Below are 18,587 nucleotides of genomic sequence, written 5' to 3' on the forward strand. Positions count from 1 at the left end.
CGGTTTTTTTTGTTCCCCCGAAATTCCCAGCCAGACTTGGGTGGTGAATATGCGCCGGCCAAGGCGGGCACTTTAGAACAACCCATAATCAGGTTACCTTTGCACAATGATGCAGGATGCCATTGCCCGCGTACGGGCCGAAATTTCCGCCTACGACCTCACCACGGCCGAGCAGCTCGACCAGTTCCGGATTGCCTATACCGGCCGTAAAGGCCAGCTGGCCGATCTTTTCGACCAACTGAAAACGGTGCCCCAGGAGGACCGTCGCGCCGTGGGTCAGGAGCTGAACCAGCTGAAGCAGCTGGCTCAGTCCCGCTTCGAGGAGCGCCAGCAGGAGCTGGAAGCGGCCAGCGCCAACGCCCCCGCCGACCCGACTTTCGACTATACGCTGCCCACCGTGCCCCAGGCCCTGGGCACCCGCCACCCGCTGAGCCTGGTGCGCGAGGAGATTGTGCGCATTTTGGCCCGTATTGGCTTCAACGTGGCCGAAGGGCCCGAAATTGAGGACGACTGGCACAACTTCACCGCCCTTAACTTCCCCGAAAATCATCCCGCCCGCGACATGCAGGACACGTTCTTCGTGCGCCGGGAGCCGGGCGAAGCCGAGTGGGTACTCCGCACGCACACCAGCCCCGTGCAGGTACGCGTGATGAAGTCGCAGCAGCCACCCATCCGCAGCATCATGCCCGGCCGGGTGTACCGTAACGAGGCCATATCGGCCCGGGCCCACATGATGTTCCATCAGGTGGAAGCCCTGTTCGTGGATGAAAACGTGAGCTTCGCCGACCTGAAGCAGACGGTGTATTACTTCGTGCAGGAGCTGTTTGGGCAGGATATGCAGGTGCGGTTTCGTCCTTCCTTTTTCCCCTTCACTGAACCCAGCGCCGAAATTGACATTACCTGCCTGATTTGCAAGGGCAAGGGCTGCAACATCTGTAAAGGCACCGGTTGGGTTGAGATTGGCGGGTGCGGCATGGTGGACCCCGCCGTGCTGGCACAGTCCGGCATCGACCCGGAGCGGTACTCGGGCTACGCCTGGGGCATGGGTATTGAGCGCATCACCATGCTTAAATACCAGATTAAGGACCTGCGCCTGTTCACCGAAAACGACGCCCGCTTCCTGCGCCAGTTTGAAGGCGTGCAGTAAGCTCACCTTACCTGCCTCAACTTACGCAAGCCGCTTTCCGGATACATCCAGAGAGCGGCTTGATTGTTACCACTGCCGTCGGCTCGTACTCCTGTACTATCCAGCGGGAACCAGCGTTACTACTCACACTTTTGCACGTTTGCATATATGGCATCTCGCATTTCACACTTAGGAGTAGCTCTCGGCCTGCTGGCAGTAGGGGGCGGGGCCGTATCGGCTTGCTCATCCTCGGGTGATGCCCAGCCGCAAATTCCGCTGGCGGCTGTGAATGAGGTCCTTTTCCTCACGGATCAGCAGAACAGCAACCTGCGTTTTGACAACGGTGCCGTGTACGTGAAGGGAGGGGTGCGCGGCATTGTTGTGGTGCGCCAGAACGCCAGCACCTACCTGGCCTTTGAGCGCAACTGCCCCTACCAACCCCTCGATACCTGTGCCAGGGTAAAAATTGAGCCCTTTCTGCGGCTTTTCGACCCCTGCTGCAACTCCCAGTTCAGCTTGCAGGGGCAGCCCCAGGGCGGCCCGGCTGCTCGCCCGTTACGACAATACCGCACGGCACTTTCCGGCAACACTTTGACAATCACGAACTAGAGAAATTGTCAAAAAAATTTCAAAACACATGTTTGCAGCTTCCGAAAGTTTGCCCTAATATTGCACCAGCAACGGCAAAACACCGCCGCCATAACCGCTTCCTTAGCTCAGCCGGTTAGAGCATCTGACTGTTAATCAGAGGGTCCCTGGTTCGAGCCCAGGAGGGAGCGCCACAATCTAGAAAGTCCGCCCTACCCGGCGGACTTTTTTTGTTTTCAGCTCATCCCACGGAATTCGGTATTGTCCGTTGTATGGGTAACCGGCCTTGGGTGATGGATAAGAATTATGCCGGACATGCAGCGGTAGGTGGCGTGCACTGCTAGTTGGCTGGGGTGAGGCACAACATCCTTTGAAAATCAGTTTATTTGAGGAAGTCCCACTGACTCTCCTCCTGCATGCCTACTCGCCGTACGTTTCTCACTTCCTCCGCGGCTGGCCTGGCCACGCTGGTAGCCGGTCCATCCATGAAAGCCCTTAGCCTGCCTCCGGTTGCAGTAAGGAGTAAACCCTTGGTTATTTCTACCTGGGACACCGGGTTGGCGGCTAATCTGGGGGCTTGGAAAGTGCTCAGCGCAGGTGGCCGGGCCCTGGATGCGGTGGAAGCCGGTGTAATGGTAACAGAAGCCTCGCAGAACTGCTGCGTGGGCTTGGGTGGCAACCCCGACCGGGAAGGCATTGTCACCCTGGATGCCTGTATTATGGACGACCAGTTCAACTGCGGCAGCGTGGCGGCATTGGAGCGCATCAAGCACCCCGTTAGCGTGGCCCGGCGCGTGATGGAGCGCACGCCGCACGTGATGCTGGTGGGCGAAGGGGCCCAGCAGTTTGCCCTGGCTCAGGGTTTCCCGCTGGAACCTCAGAAACTTAGCTCTGACGCAGAAAAAGCATACCGGGAATGGCTGAAAACCAGTCAGTACAAGCCCGTCATCAACATTGAAAACTCCGGCACCCGCAAAACCGGCCCGGTGGGCGGAGCCAACAACCACGATACCATTGCCATGCTGGCCCAGGATGCGCGGGGCCGCCTCAGTGGCAGCTGCACTACCAGCGGCATGGGCTTCAAAATGCGCGGCCGCCTCGGCGACTCCCCACTTATCGGCTCAGGGCTGTTTGTGGATAATGCCGTGGGTGCGGCGGCGGCTACCGGTCAGGGCGAGGACGTGATTCGCATTGCCGGAGCGCACACGGTGGTGGAAATGATGCGCCAGGGTATGTCGCCGAAAGCAGCCTGCCGGGCGGCCGTGGAGCGCGTGGCCCAGATTAAAGGGGATAAAGCCCGGGACATTCAAGTGTGCTTTATTGCCATCAGCGCCCAGGGTCAGCACGGGGCTTTTGCGCTGCAGAAAGGGTTCAGCTACGCCGTGTGCGATGCACAGAATCAGCAGCAGCTCATTGAGGCAGCGTATCTGCTGCAATGAGGTTTCCCGGCCCCTTCTGGTTACGATGGAGGCAAAAGGGGCCGCGGCTTTCTGCCGCTACAGGCAGCTGGTATCCGTTCACCGTATTTACCGCATTATTCCAGTGAATAAGAAAATATGGCTGCTACTGGCAGTATCGTTGCTGCTGGGTGGGGGGCCCGCTCAAGCCCAGTTGCCAGCCACTAACCCGGCTACCGTCGCTATTATTCCGCAGCCCATGCGCCTCTCGGCCGGGACCGGAGGCTTTGCCGTTACGGCGGCCACTTGTATCTACATCGACCCCAAACATGAGGAGCTCCGCCGCATCGGTGCAGCACTGAGTCAGGATATTCAGCAAGTTGCGGGCATACGGCCCCGGATACTGGCCGCTACGCCGGGCAAACCGCAGACTGGCGGCATCCGGCTAACACTACGGTCTGCTCTCGATAGTTTGGGCCCGGAAGGTTACCAACTCAGCGTGCAGCCCATGCAGGTGTTATTGGAGGCCGGCCATGCTCAGGGAGTATTCCGGGGCTTGCAGACCATCCGGCAGCTGCTGCCTGCCCAGCGAGCAACGGCCGTGAGCTTGCCCGCCGTGGAAATAACGGATAAGCCCCGCTACCAGTGGCGCGGCATGCACCTGGATGTCAGCCGTCATTTCTTCGGGGTGGAGTTCGTCAAGAAGTACATCGACTACCTGGCCCGGCACAAGCTCAATACCTTCCATTGGCACCTCACCGATGACCAGGGCTGGCGTATTGAAATTAAGAAGTATCCCAAGCTCACCTCCGTGGGCGGCTGGCGCGACGGCACGCTCATCGGCCACTACACCGACCAGCCCCACCAGTTCGACAACCTCCGCTACGGCGGTTTCTATACTCAGGAGCAGATTAAGGAGGTGGTGCGCTATGCTCAGGAACGCTACATCACGGTGGTGCCGGAAATTGAGATGCCCGGTCACGCCGTGGCGGCGCTGGCCGCTTACCCGGAGCTGTCGTGCACGGGCGGGCCGTTCAGGGTGGAGCGGCTCTGGGGCGTGTTCGATGATATTTTCTGCGCCGGCAACGAGCAGACGTTCACTTTTCTGCAGGATGTACTGGCGGAGGTAATGCCCCTGTTTCCGGGCAAAATTGTGCACATCGGCGGCGACGAAGCACCTAAAACCCGCTGGCACAGCTGCCCCAAGTGCCAGGCCCGCATGCAGGCCGAAGGGTTGAAGGATGAGCACGAGTTGCAGAGCTATTTCGTGCAGCGTATGGAGAAATTCGTCAACTCCCGGGGCAAAAGTATCATCGGCTGGGATGAGATTCTGGAAGGCGGCCTGGCCCCTAACGCGGCCGTAATGTCGTGGCGGGGGCAGGAAGGCGGTATTACGGCGGCCCGGCAGCAGCACAACGTGGTAATGGCCCCCGGCTCCCACGCCTATTTCGACCACTACCAGGGCCCGCCCGAACTGGAGCCACTGGCCTTCGGTGGCTACTTGCCGCTCTCGAAGGTGTACACCTTCGAGCCCACCCCGAAAGAGCTGACGACCACTGAGCAGCAGTATATTCTGGGCGGGCAGGCCAACCTCTGGACGGAGTACATTCCTACGGAGCAACAGGTGGAGTACATGGCGTTTCCCCGCATGTCGGCGCTGGCAGAGGTGCTCTGGACGCCCGCCCGCCGGCGCAACTGGCCCGATTTCCAGCAGCGGATGCAGCGGCAGTACCGCCGTTACGCGGCCTGGGGCATCAATTACGCCCCCAGCGCCTTCAACGTACGCCCGCAGCTCACCCTCGACCCTGCCCGGCGCACGACGCTGGTTACGCTGCACATAGATGCCGCCGGCCCGCAAATCAGGTACACGCTGGATGGCTCCGCGCCCACGGCTTCGTCAAAGCGCTACACCCAGCCGTTCCCGGTATCCAGCTCGGCCGTTATCAAGGCGGCTTCCTTTGAAGATGGTAAGCTGATGGGCAAAGTCACGACCCGGGAGCTGCGCCTGCACAAAGCCTTTGCTACGCCCGTAATGCTAGCCAACGAGCCCCACAAGAACTACCGGGGTAGCGGCACTTTCACGTTAGTTGACGGGCAGGAAGGCTCCACCAACCACGCCGACGGGCAGTGGCTGGGCTTCTACGGCTCCGACCTGGTGGCCACGCTGGACCTGCAAACGCCTACTGAAATCAGCACTGTTACGAGCACCTTTTTGCGGGCCGCCGGCTCCGGCATTCTGCTGCCAACCCACCTGGAAGTGGCCGTATCGGAGGATGGTAAAACCTACAGACCGGCGTACTCGACACCCGTTCCGGCCCTGGCAGACAAGGCCAAGCCCACGGTTAGCGAGGTGCGGGCCGACCTGAAAAAAACCACGGCCCGGTTTGTCCGCATTACCGCCAAAAACGCCCAGGCTCCCGGCGCAGCCAAGCCCGATACCTGGCTGTTCGTGGATGAAATTGCAGTGCAGTAGTGGGGCGTTCTGGTCGGGTTTGTTTCTCAAATACCAACGTATGCATCTTCTTTTCAATCGGTTTTTTCTCTCAGCTACGGCACTCAGCTGCGCGCTGGCCGCCTGCACCCGCACCCAGCCGGCCAGTACGTCAGCGGTAACAGCCAAGGCCCCGGAATCCAGCCTCACGCGCTACGTGAATCCCCACATTGGCACGGGCGGGCACGGACACGTGTTTCTGGGGGCGAATGTGCCGTTCGGGGCCGTGCAGCTGGGGCCGGTGAATGTAACCGAGGGCTGGGACTGGTGCTCCGGCTACCATTACTCCGATTCCACCATTGTAGGGTTTGCCCACACTCACCTGAGCGGCACCGGCATCGGCGACCTGGGCGACGTGACGGTGATGCCCACTACCGGTCCAGTGCGCGTGCTGGAGGGCCGGGCAAACAATCCGGCGCGGGGCCTGCTGTCGTTTTTCTCGCATAAGGAAGAAGAGGCCCGCCCCGGCTATTACGCCGTGCGCCTGAAACGCTACGATATCCGGGCGGAGCTGACGGCCACCGAGCGGGTGGGATTTCACCAGTACACGTTTCCCCAATCCGAGGCCGCCCACGTGGTATTTGATCTGCAGCAGGGCATCGGCTGGGATTTGGCCACCGATACGCACATCGAGCAGTTCAACGACAGCACCCTCATCGGCTACCGCAACTCCAAAGGCTGGGCCGAGGATCAGCGCCTGTATTTCGCGGCCATCGTGTCCCGGCCCATTCGCAGCTTCAGCAGCGTGCAGGTGCTCGATACGCTGGGCAACACCCGGCCCGCTGCCACTGGCAACCGCCTCAAGGGCGTGCTCACTTTCAGTACCCAGGCCGGCGACAAAGTAAAGCTGAAGGTGGGCATTTCGCCCGTCAGCACCGAAGGTGCGCTGGCGAATATCCGGGCTGAAATTCCGCACTGGAACTTCGCGAAAGTAGTGGCGCAGGCCGATGCCGCCTGGAACCGGGAGCTGCAGAAGGTGCAGATTGAGGCCGATGAGACGCGCCGCAAAATCTTCTACACGGCTTTCTACCACACCCTGATGGCGCCTTCCGTATTCAACGACCACAACGGCGACTACCGGGGCACTGACAAGCGGGTGCACCGCCCCCCCGGCTTCACCAACCTAACCACCTTCTCGCTCTGGGACACCTACCGGGCCGCCCACCCGCTGTTTACCCTGCTGCAGCCCGAGCGGGTGAATGACATGGTGAACTCTATGCTGGCCATATACCAGCAGCAGGGCAAGCTGCCCGTGTGGCACCTGATGGGCAACGAGACCAACTGCATGGTGGGCTACAGCGCCGTACCCGTGGTGGTGGATGCGTACCTGAAAGGCTTCAAAGGCTTTGATGCCAACCTGGCCTACGAGGCCGTAAAAGCCACCGCTATGCGCGACGAGTTCGGGCTGAAAGCCGTGAAGGCCCGGGGCTTCATTCCGGCCAATGAGGAAGTGGAAAGTGTGTCGAAAGGCCTGGAGTATGCGTTGGCCGACTGGTGCATTGCCCAGATGGCCCTCCAACTGGGCAAGCAGGCCGATTACGCCTACTTCAGCCAGCGCGCCCGCAACTACCAGAACTACTTCGACAAGAAAGCCGGCTTCATGCGCGGCCGGATTTCCCAGACCGAGTGGCGTACGCCCTTCGACCCGTTCAAATCGGTGCACATGAAAAGCGACTTCACCGAGGGCAACGCCTGGCAGTACACCTGGCTGGTGCCCCAGGATGTGGAGGGCCTGATGACGCTACTGGGCGGAGAGCAGCGCTTCACGCAGAAGCTGGATTCCCTGTTTCGGGTGCAGGGCAGCCTGGGTGCGGAAGCCTCGCCGGATATTTCGGGGCTGATGGGCATGTACGCCCACGGCAACGAGCCGGGCCACCACATTCCCTACCTCTACAGCTACGTGGGCCAGCCTTGGAAAACGGCCGAGAAGGTGCGCTTTATTACTGAGAACTTCTACACGACCCGACCCGACGGCATCATCGGCAACGAGGACATGGGGCAGATGTCGGCCTGGTACGTGCTGTCTGCGCTGGGCTTCTACCCGCTAAATCCGGCTAACGGAGCCTATGTGTTTGGCAGCCCGGCCGTGGAGCGGGCTATCATCCGGCTGGGCGCTGGTAAAACGCTTACCATTGAAGCCCGAAACAACAGCCCGGCCAATAAGTACATTCAGGCCGTGAAGCGTAACGGGCAAGCCTACCCGAAATCCTACATTACGCACCAGGACCTGCTGCAGGGCGGCACGCTAACGTTCGAAATGGGCCCGGGCCCCAGCCCCACCTGGGGCGTACCGCCCGCCGACCGGCCCCGGTCGGTGCTATAGGCACAGCCCCGCGCGCCCAGCTTGCTGAAGGCTTCAGCGGACCTGTTATACTCACATCAGCCCCCACGCTGCTTTGGCTCTGCCGGGCAGCTCCCACTTCCACTTCCCAACTCCCACCAGCCCTATGAACCGCCGCCACTTTCTCCAGGGACTTACGCTGCTTTCCGGTGGCGCGCTGCTGCACCCAACTGCCGTGCTGGCCGGGGCACCCGGTTTCCCGGTGGTGCGGCCGGCGGAGGCGGGGCGGCGCTTCCGGAGCCGGGCAGTGGAGGCGGCTATCCGGGAGTTTCAGCAAAACGTGCCCAACCCGGAGCTGGGCTGGCTGTTCGGCAACTGCTTCCCCAGTACCCTGGACACTACCGTAACCCACACCCGGCGCGAAGGCCGGCCCGATACTTACGTCATCACCGGCGACATTGACGCCATGTGGCTGCGCGACTCCTCCGCCCAGGTGTGGCCTTACCTGCAGTTTGTGCAAAAGGATGCGGAGTTGCGGCAGCTGGTGGCCGGCGTCATCAACCGCCAGACGCGCTGCATCCTCAAAGACCCCTACGCCAATGCATTTTACGGCGACGATACGCGGGTGGGGGAGTGGAAATCGGACCTGACGGCTATGCAGCCGGGCGTGCACGAGCGAAAGTGGGAAATCGACTCGCTCTGCTACCCCATCCGGCTGGCGTATCACTACTGGAAAACTACCACTGATGCTGCCCCATTTGACGCGGCCTGGCAGCGGGCCATGCGGCTGGTGCTGCAAACCTTCCGGGAGCAGCAGCGCAAGGAACATCTGGGGCCCTACAAGTTTCAGCGCGAAACGGCCACGGCCACCGACACGCAACCCATGAGTGGCTACGGCTACCCGGTGCGCCCGGTGGGCCTGATCTGCTCGGCCTTCCGCCCCAGCGACGACGCTACGCTCTATTCGTTTCTGGTACCCAGCAACTTCTTCGCCGTAGCCAGCCTGCGCCAGGCCGCCGAAATGCTGACCCAGCTAGCGCAGGATACCGCCACGGCCCGGCAGCTCACGGCCCTGGCCGCCGAAGTGGAAACCGCCCTGCACCAGTACGCCGTTGTCGACCACCCCCGGCACGGGAAAATCTACGCCTACGAAATAGATGGTTTCGGAAGCCAGGTACTGATGGACGACGCCAACGTGCCCAGCCTACTGGCCCTGCCCTACCTGGGGGCCGTACCCGCCTCCGACCCTGTTTACCAGAACACCCGCCGGTTTGTGCTGTCCGAAAGCAACCCCTTCTTCTTCCAAGGAAAAGCCGCTGAAGGCATTGGCGGCCCCCACGTAGGACAGGATATGATCTGGCCCATTGCCCTGACCATGCGCGGGCTCACCAGCCAGCACGACGACGAAATCCGGGCCTGCGTGCAAAGCCTACGCGCCACTCACGCCGGCACCGGCTACATGCACGAATCTTTTCACAAGGACGACCCCGGCAAGTTTACCCGGGCCTGGTTTGCCTGGGCCAACACGTTGTTTGGGGAGTTTCTGTGGAAAGTGTACCAGGAGAAGCCCCGGCTGCTGGCGTAGCTGGCCGCCCCCCAAAACGCCCGGCTCCTGTCCGGTTCATGGGCGGGCTTTCGTTAACCTTTTCTGAAAAAGCGTAGTACATCCGTATAGCTGCGGACAAGCCGTGGTCATCAGACGTACTCTCTCTCTCTCTCTTTTCAGCCATGAACTCCCTACGTTTCCCCTCCATTCTGGCCCTACTGGTGCTGCTTACCTTTTCTCTGAGCAGCTGCGATGCCATTGCTACTATTTTCAAAGCCGGTGCCTGGACGGGCATTATCGGGGTATTCGTGGTAGTGCTGCTCGTTTGGCTGGTCATTAGCCGCTTCCGTCGCCGGCCCTAACTCGGGCAATGGCCTTTACGCAACGAGCGGCTTACCTCCCGGGAGATAAGCCGCTCGTTGCGTATCGGACCAAACCAGGCGCAACTGCTACTCCTTCAGCAGCCGAATTACCTGCGTGCCAGCCGCAGAACGCAGATGCACCAGGTAAACGCCGGCAGGCTGATTTTCCAGCGTAATCTGCCCATCGGCCCCTACTACCTGCACCCGCTGGCCCAGCACATTCAGTACCTCCGCGCGCGTGTAGCCAGCGGTGGAGGGCAGCATCAGCCGGAAACGGCCGGTGCCCGGGTTCGGGCTCACCCATGCCAGCCCGACCTGAGTATCGGGGGCTACTACGGCAAGCTGCGACAGGGTTTCGGTACCATCCGTATCTACCTGCCGCAGGCGGTAGTACCCGATGGCCGTTAAAGGCCGGGTATCCTGGAATGCGTAGGTATGGGCAGTGGCCGAGGTGCCCTGCCCCGCCACGTTACCCAGTGGCTCGAAATACTGCCCATCGGCGCTGCGTTCCACCACGAAGTGGTCATTATTGAACTCTTGAGCCGTTTGCCAGGAGCACTCTACTGCGCTGCCCTTGCGGCGTGCGCCAAAGCTTACCAGCGTAACCGGCAGCGGACCAACTGCTCGTGAAGACACAGAGAACGGGGAAAAACTGGTAATACCGCCGCGGCTAATGGAGTACGTACTGCCACCATCAGCAGTAGTGGCCCCCGTCACGGCCGTGCCGTAGTCCCATTGGTTGTTGGCTGTATTATAGTGCTCCAGGCGGGCCTGAGCGGGCGTAAAGTTGCTGGTATGCTCCGTACCAGGCCACTGCAGCCGCAGCGTTACGCTGGAGTTGCCCTCTACTTCCTCCTCCAGAAACCAGGTGCGTGTCACGTTGCGGTTAGCTAGGGCCGTACCATTACCGGCCCGGCCCGTGTAGGTGGCATACATACCGTTTTTCACCTGCACGCTGAACACGTCTTCAGAACGATCCATTGTCTGGGTCAGAAATGCCGGCGTATAGACAGTTCCCGTGCCTACCGGAAACTTCACCGCTACCCCATCTGCCTGCACGGTCTGTTTCAATGCCCCTTTTCCATCCGTTCGGATAAAGGCATTGTTGTCGCCGCCGATTATTTTTCCACCTCGGATAATGGTCAGGTCATTGTCGCTTAGAGCCAGGTAGGAAGTACCGCTGATGGTCAGGTCGCCATTGATGATGGTGTTGCCCGTTAACAGCTTCTGACTGGTGCCGTCAAGCAGCAGGTTGCCGTAATTCAGGCTGGTGAGGGACGTGTTGCCACCATCACGTACGTATTTCACGGTACTTTTATTGGCAATGCGGCCCAACGTAGGCAGCTGCCCCCCACCGCGCTGAATATCCAGCGTGGCATTATCCAGCACGTCAACGGTGCCGCTGATGCCATTGCCGCCGCCATTCAAAATCAGCAGGTAGGCAGGCGTGGTACCATCGCCCACCACAATTTTAGAGTTGGTGCCGCTTACCGTCCAGTTGGACGATACCCGGTCGTCGGTTACGTTCGACAGGATGTAATAGGTGCGGCCCGCGGCGGTAAAATTGGCTGGACTGCTGCCCGAGCCATCCTTATTGGGAGCCCAGTTATTTACGCTGTTCAGGTTACCGGTGCCTTTATAATAGAACACGTCGGTTTCCGGTGTCACCGTTACATCATCCACCGATAGCCCGTTGCCGTTGGTGTTGTTATTCAGCTCGTAACGCCACCGCAGCATAATTTCACTGCCAGCAGCCAGGTTCACGTTCTGAATGGTATAGGTGCGGGTGCGCCGGTTGGCCGAGGAATTACCGTTCTTATTAGCAATTACAGTAGCTGTGGAAGGAGCATCCACGTTCAGCGCGGGCACATTGGTCCAGACACCACTTGCGGCCGAGGTAATAGCAGTAGCACTCGTACGGTAATCAAATGTTACCTGCGCCGCATCCTGCCGCCCGGAGTTGTACCACTGCTCAATAGCAAACGACACACCCAGGTTTTTGATGGTGGTACCGGTAGTATTCTGGAAGCGCATGGCTACGTAGCCGGTGCCAGTAATGGCGAACGAGGCTACCCCGCCCAAAGCCCGGTCGGTGGCACCAGCATCCCCGAAATGGTAGAAGTTGGCAGTGGTATTGGAGCCGTCGTTGGCTGTGCAGGGCAGGTTCTGGAAGTTTCCGTACTCAATGTACACTCCCTTGATAGTGGAGTTGCTGGCGAATGTCGTTTTATCGCTCAGGGAATTAAAATCCTGCGTGTAGGGAGCCACCGATGGCAGCAGAATCTGCGCCGCTACAGGTTGGGCGTACAACGCCCCGGCCAGTCCGGCCAACAAGAGATAGAGTTGTTTCATGGAAAACAGGAAAGGAAGGCGGTTTACCGGCGAAATACTATTTTTACTTTGCCGCAAACATACCGGTTTATCCCAGAACTCTTCATTCCACGCTTAACAATAATATCCTACGGTTCAGGTATATCACAAAAAAACAGGCTCCGAAGCGGAGCCTGTTTCAGGTAGTTATCGTTACTGCTATTCTTACTTTTTGCCGGGCATGGTACCAATAATGTGGTCCCAGATAGTGGTGCTTACCCCGAAGGCAACTTCATCCTGCCGGTAGTGGTGCTGGGCGTGATGGTGCCACCAGAATTTCAGGAAGTTTTTTGGCGGAGCATATACGTGAATGGCGTAATGCACAAACAGATACAGCGCGTAGCCAAACACGAAGCCGGCCAGCACCCCGAAGCCCGCGTTGCCGAGCGTGAACCGGAAAATGAAGAACAGCAGTGAGGCCACAAACACCGTCAGAATAGGCGGCATGGCCAGGCGGGTTTTATCCTTCGGGAATTCGTGGTGCACCCCGTGCATGGTGTACTGAAACTTAGCCTTGCCGGGCGTGTCCGTCTTCATATGGTACAGGAAGCGGTGCATCAGGTATTCGGCCAGCGTAAACAGGAACCAGCCTCCCAGAAATAGCCCAAACGCCGATAATCCGGTGAGCAGGCCCCGGCTCAGGCTGTAGTACAGACTCACGGCCGCTACGGCAAAGAAAATAGTAAGCGGGCCGGCAATGTGCGTATGGGTCAGGCGCTCCAGCACCGGATTCTCAAACAGGCGAGCTGAGCCTTTGTGCTTAGGCTTGATGGCCTCGGCGGGTTTGGCCGGGGTTACTGCAGTACGGGTTTCCGGAGCTTCGGAAGTGAAATTCATACCAATACAGGAAGGATGAAGATGCAAAAATACACACGCTCACGCAAATACCCGGCCGGACAGCCTGTTTATGCGGAGGCACGGTAGCGGGCCAGCATCTGCTGCACAGCTTCTACGGAACAGGTAGGGGCCGTGCAGCGCAGCGGCGCACGGTCGTAGAACTGCTGTCGGGCGGCCAAGGTTTCGTGCAGGCGTTTTTCCAGGGCCGCCGCATCGGGCAAAGCGGCCAGCAACGGCCGGGAGGCCGCCGCTGAAAGCAGCCGGCGCAGCAGTTCCGGCATGGGTACGGCCAGGTACAGCGTCAGGCCGGTTTCCAGCAGCACCTCCAGGTTGTGGTGGTAGCAGGGCGTGCCGCCGCCGGTAGCCAATACCAGCTGCGGGTGCTCTGCCACAATACTGCGCAGCACATCAGCCTCCCGCTGCCGGAAATACTCCTCCCCATCCTGGGCAAAGATTTCGGATACGCTCCGCTGCTCCCGGCGCACAATTTCCTCGTCCAGGTCCAGAAACGGCAGCTGGTAGGCCACGGCCAGCGCCCGGCCCAGGGTAGTTTTGCCCGCGCCGGGCATGCCAATCAGGTAAAGGCGCATGGGAAGAATGTGAGAAATGGGGGTGGATGTGATGAATGTGAGAAATGGAAAAAATTCGAGGACTGAGCATTCGTGTTGCTCAGAAACAAGGGGCGCGTGTACTGCTTACGTTCCTCACATTCTTCGCATTTCTCATATTCCCTCGCACATTATTCACTACCCCAGCTTCACGCGGGGGTCCAGCACGGCGTAGAGCACATCTACCACGATATTCACCACCACAAACAAGGCGGCAATGAAGATGGTAGCGCCCATTACTACCGGAAAATCCAGATTTTCCACGGCGCGGAGCGTTACGGTGCCCAGGCCTTTCCAGTTGAAGATGTACTCAATAAAGAACGCCCCCGCCATCAGGGAAGCCAGCCAGCCCGATACGGCCGTAAGTACCGGGTTCAGGGCATTTTTGAGGGCGTGGCCCGCTACCGTCCGGTAACTTGACAGCCCCTTGGCCCGGGCCGTGCGGATATAGTCTTGGCTCATCACATCCAGCATGGAGGAGCGGGTAAGCTGCACGATAACCGCCAGCGGCCGCACACCCAGCGCGATGGCGGGCAGCAGCAGGTTTTTCAGCACCAGATGGCGGCCGGTGAAGGGGTCCGTTTCGAAGAGCTGCCCGGTAAGGTTCAGGCCCGTCCAGCGGCTCCAGTAGAACCCGAACGTAATGGCAATGAGAATGGCCGCCACAAACGACGGCACCGAAATACCCAGCACCGAGGTAGACACCAGCACCCGGTCCAGCCAGGAATGGGGCCGCAGCGCCGCCACCACGCCCAGCCCAATGCCCACCACCGCCGCCAGCAGCATAGCCGCCAACGCCAGCCACAAGGTGCCGGTGAAGTGGTCGAGCAGGATGTTCAGAACTTCCTTGTTGCTCTGAAAAGAACGGCGCAGATAGGGCGTTTTCAGCACCAGCGCCTTCTCCGCACCCAGCGGCACCAACTGCACGCCACCGTACTTGGCCACACCCGCCGAGTCGCGCGGGTGTACACCCACCGGCGACACGTCATTGAGGTAGCCCAGCAGCTGCACGGGCAGGGGCTGATCGAGGCCCAGGTCCTGGGCAATGGCGGCGCGGGTGGCCGCATCGGAGCGTTGGCCGGCCAGCAGGGCCACCGGGTCACCGGGCAGCACCTGGAACAGGAAAAACACCGTGAGGGCCACCCCCAGCAGCACCAGTACGCCCTGCCACAACCGCGTCAGAATAAAACCAATCATTTTTTAGTGCTTGGTGCTTAGTTATTAGTGCTTAGTGTTCGGATTCTGATTGACCAGCCTAAGCACTAGGCACTAATAACTAAGCACTATAGAAGGTCTTCCAGCTTGCTGGCGTCGGGAATGTCGTGGTAGTGGTACTTGCCCTTCACCACGCCATCCTGGAGCAGAATAAAGCCGGGGTTGGAGCGAATCATGGATTTGAGCACCGTGGCATCGGCGAAGTAGTAGGTACCGGGCAGGTTCATGTCGTGGCGGAAGGCATCGAACTCCTGAGGGCTGCTGCTGGTGATGATGAGCGGCCGGATCTGCTTGCGCGACTTGGCCGTGGCTTCCATCAGCTTGTTGATGTCCTTGAACCGGTCCCGGTCGGCGTCCTGCACGTTCTGAATGATGAGCAGGAGCTTGTTGCCTTTCAGTACATCGTCGGTGTGGTTTTGCTGCTCGGCGTCGAAGATGGAGAAGTCGGTGATGATGGGCTTGCTGGCCTCGGGGTTCAGCACCTCCATGCTCTTGTACTTCCAGGTCGAGTCGGTGGGGTACTCCGTGAAGGTTTTGGTTTCGCCGTTGCGCTCCATCACGTACTGGTACTTGGCCTGCTCCCGGGGCTTCATCAGCTGCGGAATGTTGTTCCCGATTTTATAGGGCAGAAAATCGAAGTAGGGCAAATGGCCCAGCGCCCGCACGCCCACGCCCACCGCCACGGCCGTAGCCAGGGTAATGTACATCACGCCCAGCGTGCCCTTGGCAAACACCCGGCGCAGGTAGCGCTGGTTCAGGAACACCACCACCCACAGCAGCAACAGGAACATATCCTTGGCAAACGAAGTCCAGGGCGTGAGCTTGAGGAAGTCGCCGAAGCAGCCACAGTCGGTTACTTTGTTAAAGGCGGCCGAGTAGAACGTGAGAAACCCGAAGAACACCAGCAGCCCCAGCAGTACCCACAGCGTCTGGCGCAGCATCCAGCGCAGCAGTAAGGCCACCCCCAGCACTACTTCCAGGGAACTCAGGAGGATGCTCAGGGTGCGGGAATAGGGGACGAAGAAGGAAAAGAACGAGCCGAAATCCTTGGCAAATACTTCAAAGTATTCTTCCAGCTTCAGGGCCGTGCCAATGGGGTCGTTCAGCTTCACGAGGCCCGAGAAGATAAACACAGTGCCCAGCAGCAGCCAGCAGATGCGGGTCAGTTGTTTCATAAAGGGGGACTTGGGAACAGGGGCGCTTGGTGCTTGAGGGCTAAAGGTACTGGTCATTGGGAGCTTGTGCAGGACTTTATCACGTGGAGATAATACTCACCATTGCCGAAACAGTTGCCTCCCGGTAATAAGGTCCTAGACAGGCGCAGAACAGCGCGTTACGGTTGCTCCCCGTAGCCCATTTTGATGAGTACAAACACGGCGTAGTTGAGCATGTCGCGGTAGTTGGCATCCACGCCTTCTGATACGCGGGTGAGGCCGCCCAAGTCCTCAATCTGCTTGGTGCGGTGCAGCTTCATCAGAATAATATCCGTGATGCTCTCGATGCGCATCTGCCGCCAGGCCTCGCCGTAGTCGTGGTTTTTGGCGAAGAGCAGCTGGCGGTTGGCCTCAGTTTCCTCGTCGTAGGAGCGGGCCACGGCGGCGGGGTCCAGGTCCAGGGGCGCATCGGCGGGCAGGCGCAGCTGCATTAGGGCAATGAGGCAGTAGTTGATGATGGCCACAAACTCCTCCTCTACCCCATCGGCCACCAGCTGCGTGCCCTTCTCCTGAATGCTGCGGATGCGCTGGGCTTTGATGTAAATCTGGTCGGTGACGCTGGGCAGCCGCAAAATCCGCCAGGCCGTGCCATAGTCGTGGGTCTTAGCCAGAAACAGCGTCCGGCACCGGGCCAGCACCCGGTCATATTCAAGCTGAGTTTGATTCTCCAAGTTTTTGCGGCTATTTTGAGGAGTCGACGTCCTGTCGGTTCTGCAAAGCCTAGCGCGGCATCTTACTCGCAGAAAGCTCTGGCTGACGAAAAACATCAGCCCGCGAGATGCTGCGCCGCGCTTCGCACGACGACTTATGTATTCCCGAAAATCCATGTTCCAGGCCCCGCAAGATACGTGCTTTTCCCCGAGGCTGACGCTGCGCTGCCCCGGCGGCCGCCTGCTGGATTTGCGGCGCCCGCAGGTGATGGGCATCCTCAACCTGACGCCCGATTCCTTCTACCAGGGCAGCCGCGTAGCCGCCGAGGACGACCTGCTGCGCCGCGCCGAGCAGATGCTGCGCGACGGGGCCGCCGTGCTCGATTTGGGCGGCTACTCCACCCGTCCCGGCGCCGAGGACATCAGCCCCGACGAAGAAAAGCGCCGCCTGCTGCCCGCCGTGGCCGCCGTGCGCCGGGCGTTTCCGGAGGCCTTCATTTCCGTGGACACGTTCCGGGCTGAAGTGGCGGCCGAGGCCGTAGCCGCCGGGGCCGACATCCTGAACGACGTGAGCGGGGGCCAGTTGGATGCCGACATGCTGCCCACGGCCGGCCGCCTAGGCGTGCCCTACATCCTGATGCACATGCGCGGCACGCCCGCCACCATGACCCAGCTCACGCACTACGAGGGCGACCTGGTGCTAGAGCTGGTGCGCTATTTTTGGGATAAGCTAGCGGAGCTGCGCCAGCACGGCGTAACGGATGTAGTGCTGGACCCCGGTTTCGGGTTTGCCAAAACGCCCGCCCAGGGCCACGAGCTGCTGCGCCGGCTGCGGGAGCTGCACGTGCTGGGGCTGCCCATTCTGGCGGGCCTCTCGCGCAAAAGCATGGTGTATAAGCCCCTCGGCCTCACCCCCGATGCAGCCCTGGCAGGTACGGTTAGCGTCAATACCCTGGCCGTGCTCAACGGCGCCCGGCTGCTGCGCGTACACGATGTAGCAGAGGCAACCCAAACCATTCAACTGGTAATCAACACATTCCCAACTCCTTCCCCGTGATAGGCTCCTTCGGCATCGGCTTCCTGCGCATTGGCTGGGTAGACGTCGTGGACGTGCTGCTGGTCACGGTATTGTTCTATCAGCTCTACAAGCTGCTGACGGGAAGCGTGGCGCTGAAGGTATTCCTGGGCTTCATGTCCCTGTACCTGTTTTACCTGGTGGTGAAGGCGGCGGGTATGGAGCTGCTCACCAGCATTCTGGGGCAGTTTATGAGCGTGGGCGTGCTGGCGGGCATCATCCTGTTTCAGCAGGAAATCCGGCGGTTTTTGCTGAACGTGGGCAAGGCTACCAGCTTCAGCAACCGGCTGCGCATGTTCTCGTGGCGGCGCGATACCCAGCAGGAGCGCATGAACATCACCCCGTTCATTGAGGCCGCCAAAAGCCTGGCTAGCAAGCAAACCGGGGCCCTCATTGCCTTCAGCATGGCCTCCGACCTGAAGTTTTTCGCCGATTCCGGCGACCTGCTCGACGCTACCGTGAGCAAGCGCCTGCTCATGAGTATCTTCAACAAAACCAGTCCTTTGCACGATGGGGCCGTCATCATCAGCAACGGCCGCATTAAGGCCGCACGCTGCATTCTGCCCGTCAGTGAAAACCCGGATGTGCCGGCGTCCATGGGCCTACGCCACCGTGCCGCCATCGGCCTCACCGAGGTGACGGATGCCGTGGTACTGGTAGTGAGCGAAGAAACCAGCCAGATTTCCCTGGTGCGTGGTGGGGAGGTATTCCGCAACCTGTCGGCTGCCGACCTGCGCGCCCGCCTCAACGAGTTCCTGTTCGACGCTGCTCCCAAGCCCACGGCTTCGGCCAGCTCTACGGCTGAAGTAGCGGCCTGATTGTTTTTT

General features: G+C 60.0%; 15 protein-coding genes and 1 tRNA gene. 10 read left to right on the top strand and 6 right to left on the bottom strand.

Annotated elements, in window-relative coordinates; translation table 11 throughout:
* Positions 1–109: 109 nt before the first annotated feature.
* The 8 genes from pheS (at position 110) to ACN19L_RS10880 (ending at position 9,791) form a co-directional block, all read left to right on the top strand.
* The gene (pheS, locus tag ACN19L_RS10845) at positions 110–1,147 is read left to right on the top strand and encodes a phenylalanine--tRNA ligase subunit alpha (RefSeq protein WP_426493579.1); all 1,038 of its coding nucleotides are present in this window, start codon (positions 110–112) and stop codon (positions 1,145–1,147) included.
* 147 nt (positions 1,148–1,294) lie between these two features.
* Positions 1,295–1,735, top strand: a complete 441-nt coding sequence (locus ACN19L_RS10850) for a Rieske (2Fe-2S) protein (protein WP_426493499.1) — start codon at positions 1,295–1,297, stop codon at positions 1,733–1,735.
* Between the two features lie 96 nt (positions 1,736–1,831).
* A tRNA-Asn gene (locus tag ACN19L_RS10855) sits at positions 1,832–1,908 on the top strand.
* 222 nt (positions 1,909–2,130) lie between these two features.
* Entirely contained in the window at positions 2,131–3,153 is a 1,023-nt protein-coding gene (locus ACN19L_RS10860; RefSeq protein WP_426493500.1) for a N(4)-(beta-N-acetylglucosaminyl)-L-asparaginase, read from the top strand.
* A gap of 103 nt (positions 3,154–3,256) precedes the next feature.
* The gene (locus ACN19L_RS10865) at positions 3,257–5,584 is read left to right on the top strand and encodes a glycoside hydrolase family 20 protein (protein ID WP_426493501.1); all 2,328 of its coding nucleotides are present in this window, start codon (positions 3,257–3,259) and stop codon (positions 5,582–5,584) included.
* A gap of 40 nt (positions 5,585–5,624) precedes the next feature.
* Positions 5,625–7,925 (top strand): GH92 family glycosyl hydrolase, encoded by a 2,301-nt coding sequence (locus ACN19L_RS10870; protein ID WP_426493502.1) that lies wholly within the window; start codon positions 5,625–5,627, stop codon positions 7,923–7,925.
* A gap of 124 nt (positions 7,926–8,049) precedes the next feature.
* Entirely contained in the window at positions 8,050–9,468 is a 1,419-nt protein-coding gene (locus ACN19L_RS10875) for a glycoside hydrolase family 125 protein (RefSeq protein ID WP_426493503.1), read from the top strand.
* A 143-nt stretch (positions 9,469–9,611) separates the two neighbouring features.
* Positions 9,612–9,791, top strand: coding sequence for a hypothetical protein (locus ACN19L_RS10880; protein ID WP_426493504.1), 180 nt, complete (start codon positions 9,612–9,614; stop codon positions 9,789–9,791).
* Between the two features lie 87 nt (positions 9,792–9,878).
* Here the strand turns inward: ACN19L_RS10880 and ACN19L_RS10885 are convergent, their stop codons facing one another.
* The 6 genes from ACN19L_RS10885 to ACN19L_RS10910 all read right to left on the bottom strand — a co-directional run bounded on the left by ACN19L_RS10885 (position 9,879) and on the right by ACN19L_RS10910 (position 16,706).
* Positions 9,879–12,143, bottom strand: coding sequence for a T9SS type A sorting domain-containing protein (locus ACN19L_RS10885; protein WP_426493505.1), 2,265 nt, complete (start codon positions 12,141–12,143; stop codon positions 9,879–9,881).
* Positions 12,144–12,326: 183 nt separating this feature from the next.
* On the bottom strand, positions 12,327–12,998 hold the full coding sequence (locus ACN19L_RS10890; protein ID WP_426493506.1) for a sterol desaturase family protein: 672 nt from the start codon (positions 12,996–12,998) through the stop codon (positions 12,327–12,329).
* A gap of 68 nt (positions 12,999–13,066) precedes the next feature.
* On the bottom strand, positions 13,067–13,588 hold the full coding sequence (locus tag ACN19L_RS10895; protein WP_426493507.1) for a shikimate kinase: 522 nt from the start codon (positions 13,586–13,588) through the stop codon (positions 13,067–13,069).
* A 156-nt stretch (positions 13,589–13,744) separates the two neighbouring features.
* Entirely contained in the window at positions 13,745–14,803 is a 1,059-nt protein-coding gene (locus tag ACN19L_RS10900; RefSeq protein ID WP_426493508.1) for an ABC transporter permease, read from the bottom strand.
* An 86-nt stretch (positions 14,804–14,889) separates the two neighbouring features.
* Positions 14,890–15,996, bottom strand: a complete 1,107-nt coding sequence (locus tag ACN19L_RS10905; RefSeq protein ID WP_426493509.1) for a BT_3928 family protein — start codon at positions 15,994–15,996, stop codon at positions 14,890–14,892.
* A 158-nt stretch (positions 15,997–16,154) separates the two neighbouring features.
* Positions 16,155–16,706, bottom strand: a complete 552-nt coding sequence (locus tag ACN19L_RS10910) for a DUF1599 domain-containing protein (protein WP_426493510.1) — start codon at positions 16,704–16,706, stop codon at positions 16,155–16,157.
* Between the two features lie 136 nt (positions 16,707–16,842).
* Here ACN19L_RS10910 and folP point away from each other — a divergent pair, with 136 nt between their 5' ends.
* Both folP and cdaA read left to right on the top strand, forming a co-directional pair.
* A complete protein-coding gene (gene folP / locus ACN19L_RS10915) occupies positions 16,843–17,742 on the top strand; it encodes a dihydropteroate synthase (protein WP_426493511.1) in 900 nt (299 codons plus the stop codon).
* Positions 17,739–18,578, top strand: a complete 840-nt coding sequence (gene cdaA, locus ACN19L_RS10920; RefSeq protein WP_426493512.1) for a diadenylate cyclase CdaA — start codon at positions 17,739–17,741, stop codon at positions 18,576–18,578. Before folP ends, cdaA begins: the two co-directional genes overlap by 4 nt.
* Positions 18,579–18,587 lie beyond the last annotated feature (9 nt).

Origin of the sequence: Hymenobacter sp. 102 (assembly GCF_049949205.1) — a bacterium.
Lineage (GTDB): Bacteria > Bacteroidota > Bacteroidia > Cytophagales > Hymenobacteraceae > Hymenobacter.

What these genes read in the sequence shown, in the direction of transcription:
- ACN19L_RS10900 (WP_426493508.1), bottom strand. Translation starts at nt 14,803, where the DNA reads ATGATTGGTTTTATTCTGACGCGGTTGTGGCAGGGCGTACTGGTGCTG.
- ACN19L_RS10890 (WP_426493506.1), bottom strand. Translation starts at nt 12,998, where the DNA reads ATGAATTTCACTTCCGAAGCTCCGGAAACCCGTACTGCAGTAACCCCG.
- ACN19L_RS10895 (WP_426493507.1), bottom strand. Translation starts at nt 13,588, where the DNA reads ATGCGCCTTTACCTGATTGGCATGCCCGGCGCGGGCAAAACTACCCTG.
- ACN19L_RS10885 (WP_426493505.1), bottom strand. Translation starts at nt 12,143, where the DNA reads ATGAAACAACTCTATCTCTTGTTGGCCGGACTGGCCGGGGCGTTGTAC.
- folP (WP_426493511.1), top strand. Translation starts at nt 16,843, where the DNA reads ATGTATTCCCGAAAATCCATGTTCCAGGCCCCGCAAGATACGTGCTTT.
- ACN19L_RS10905 (WP_426493509.1), bottom strand. Translation starts at nt 15,996, where the DNA reads ATGAAACAACTGACCCGCATCTGCTGGCTGCTGCTGGGCACTGTGTTT.
- ACN19L_RS10850 (WP_426493499.1), top strand. Translation starts at nt 1,295, where the DNA reads ATGGCATCTCGCATTTCACACTTAGGAGTAGCTCTCGGCCTGCTGGCA.
- pheS (WP_426493579.1), top strand. Translation starts at nt 110, where the DNA reads ATGCAGGATGCCATTGCCCGCGTACGGGCCGAAATTTCCGCCTACGAC.
- ACN19L_RS10860 (WP_426493500.1), top strand. Translation starts at nt 2,131, where the DNA reads ATGCCTACTCGCCGTACGTTTCTCACTTCCTCCGCGGCTGGCCTGGCC.
- ACN19L_RS10875 (WP_426493503.1), top strand. Translation starts at nt 8,050, where the DNA reads ATGAACCGCCGCCACTTTCTCCAGGGACTTACGCTGCTTTCCGGTGGC.
- ACN19L_RS10870 (WP_426493502.1), top strand. Translation starts at nt 5,625, where the DNA reads ATGCATCTTCTTTTCAATCGGTTTTTTCTCTCAGCTACGGCACTCAGC.
- ACN19L_RS10880 (WP_426493504.1), top strand. Translation starts at nt 9,612, where the DNA reads ATGAACTCCCTACGTTTCCCCTCCATTCTGGCCCTACTGGTGCTGCTT.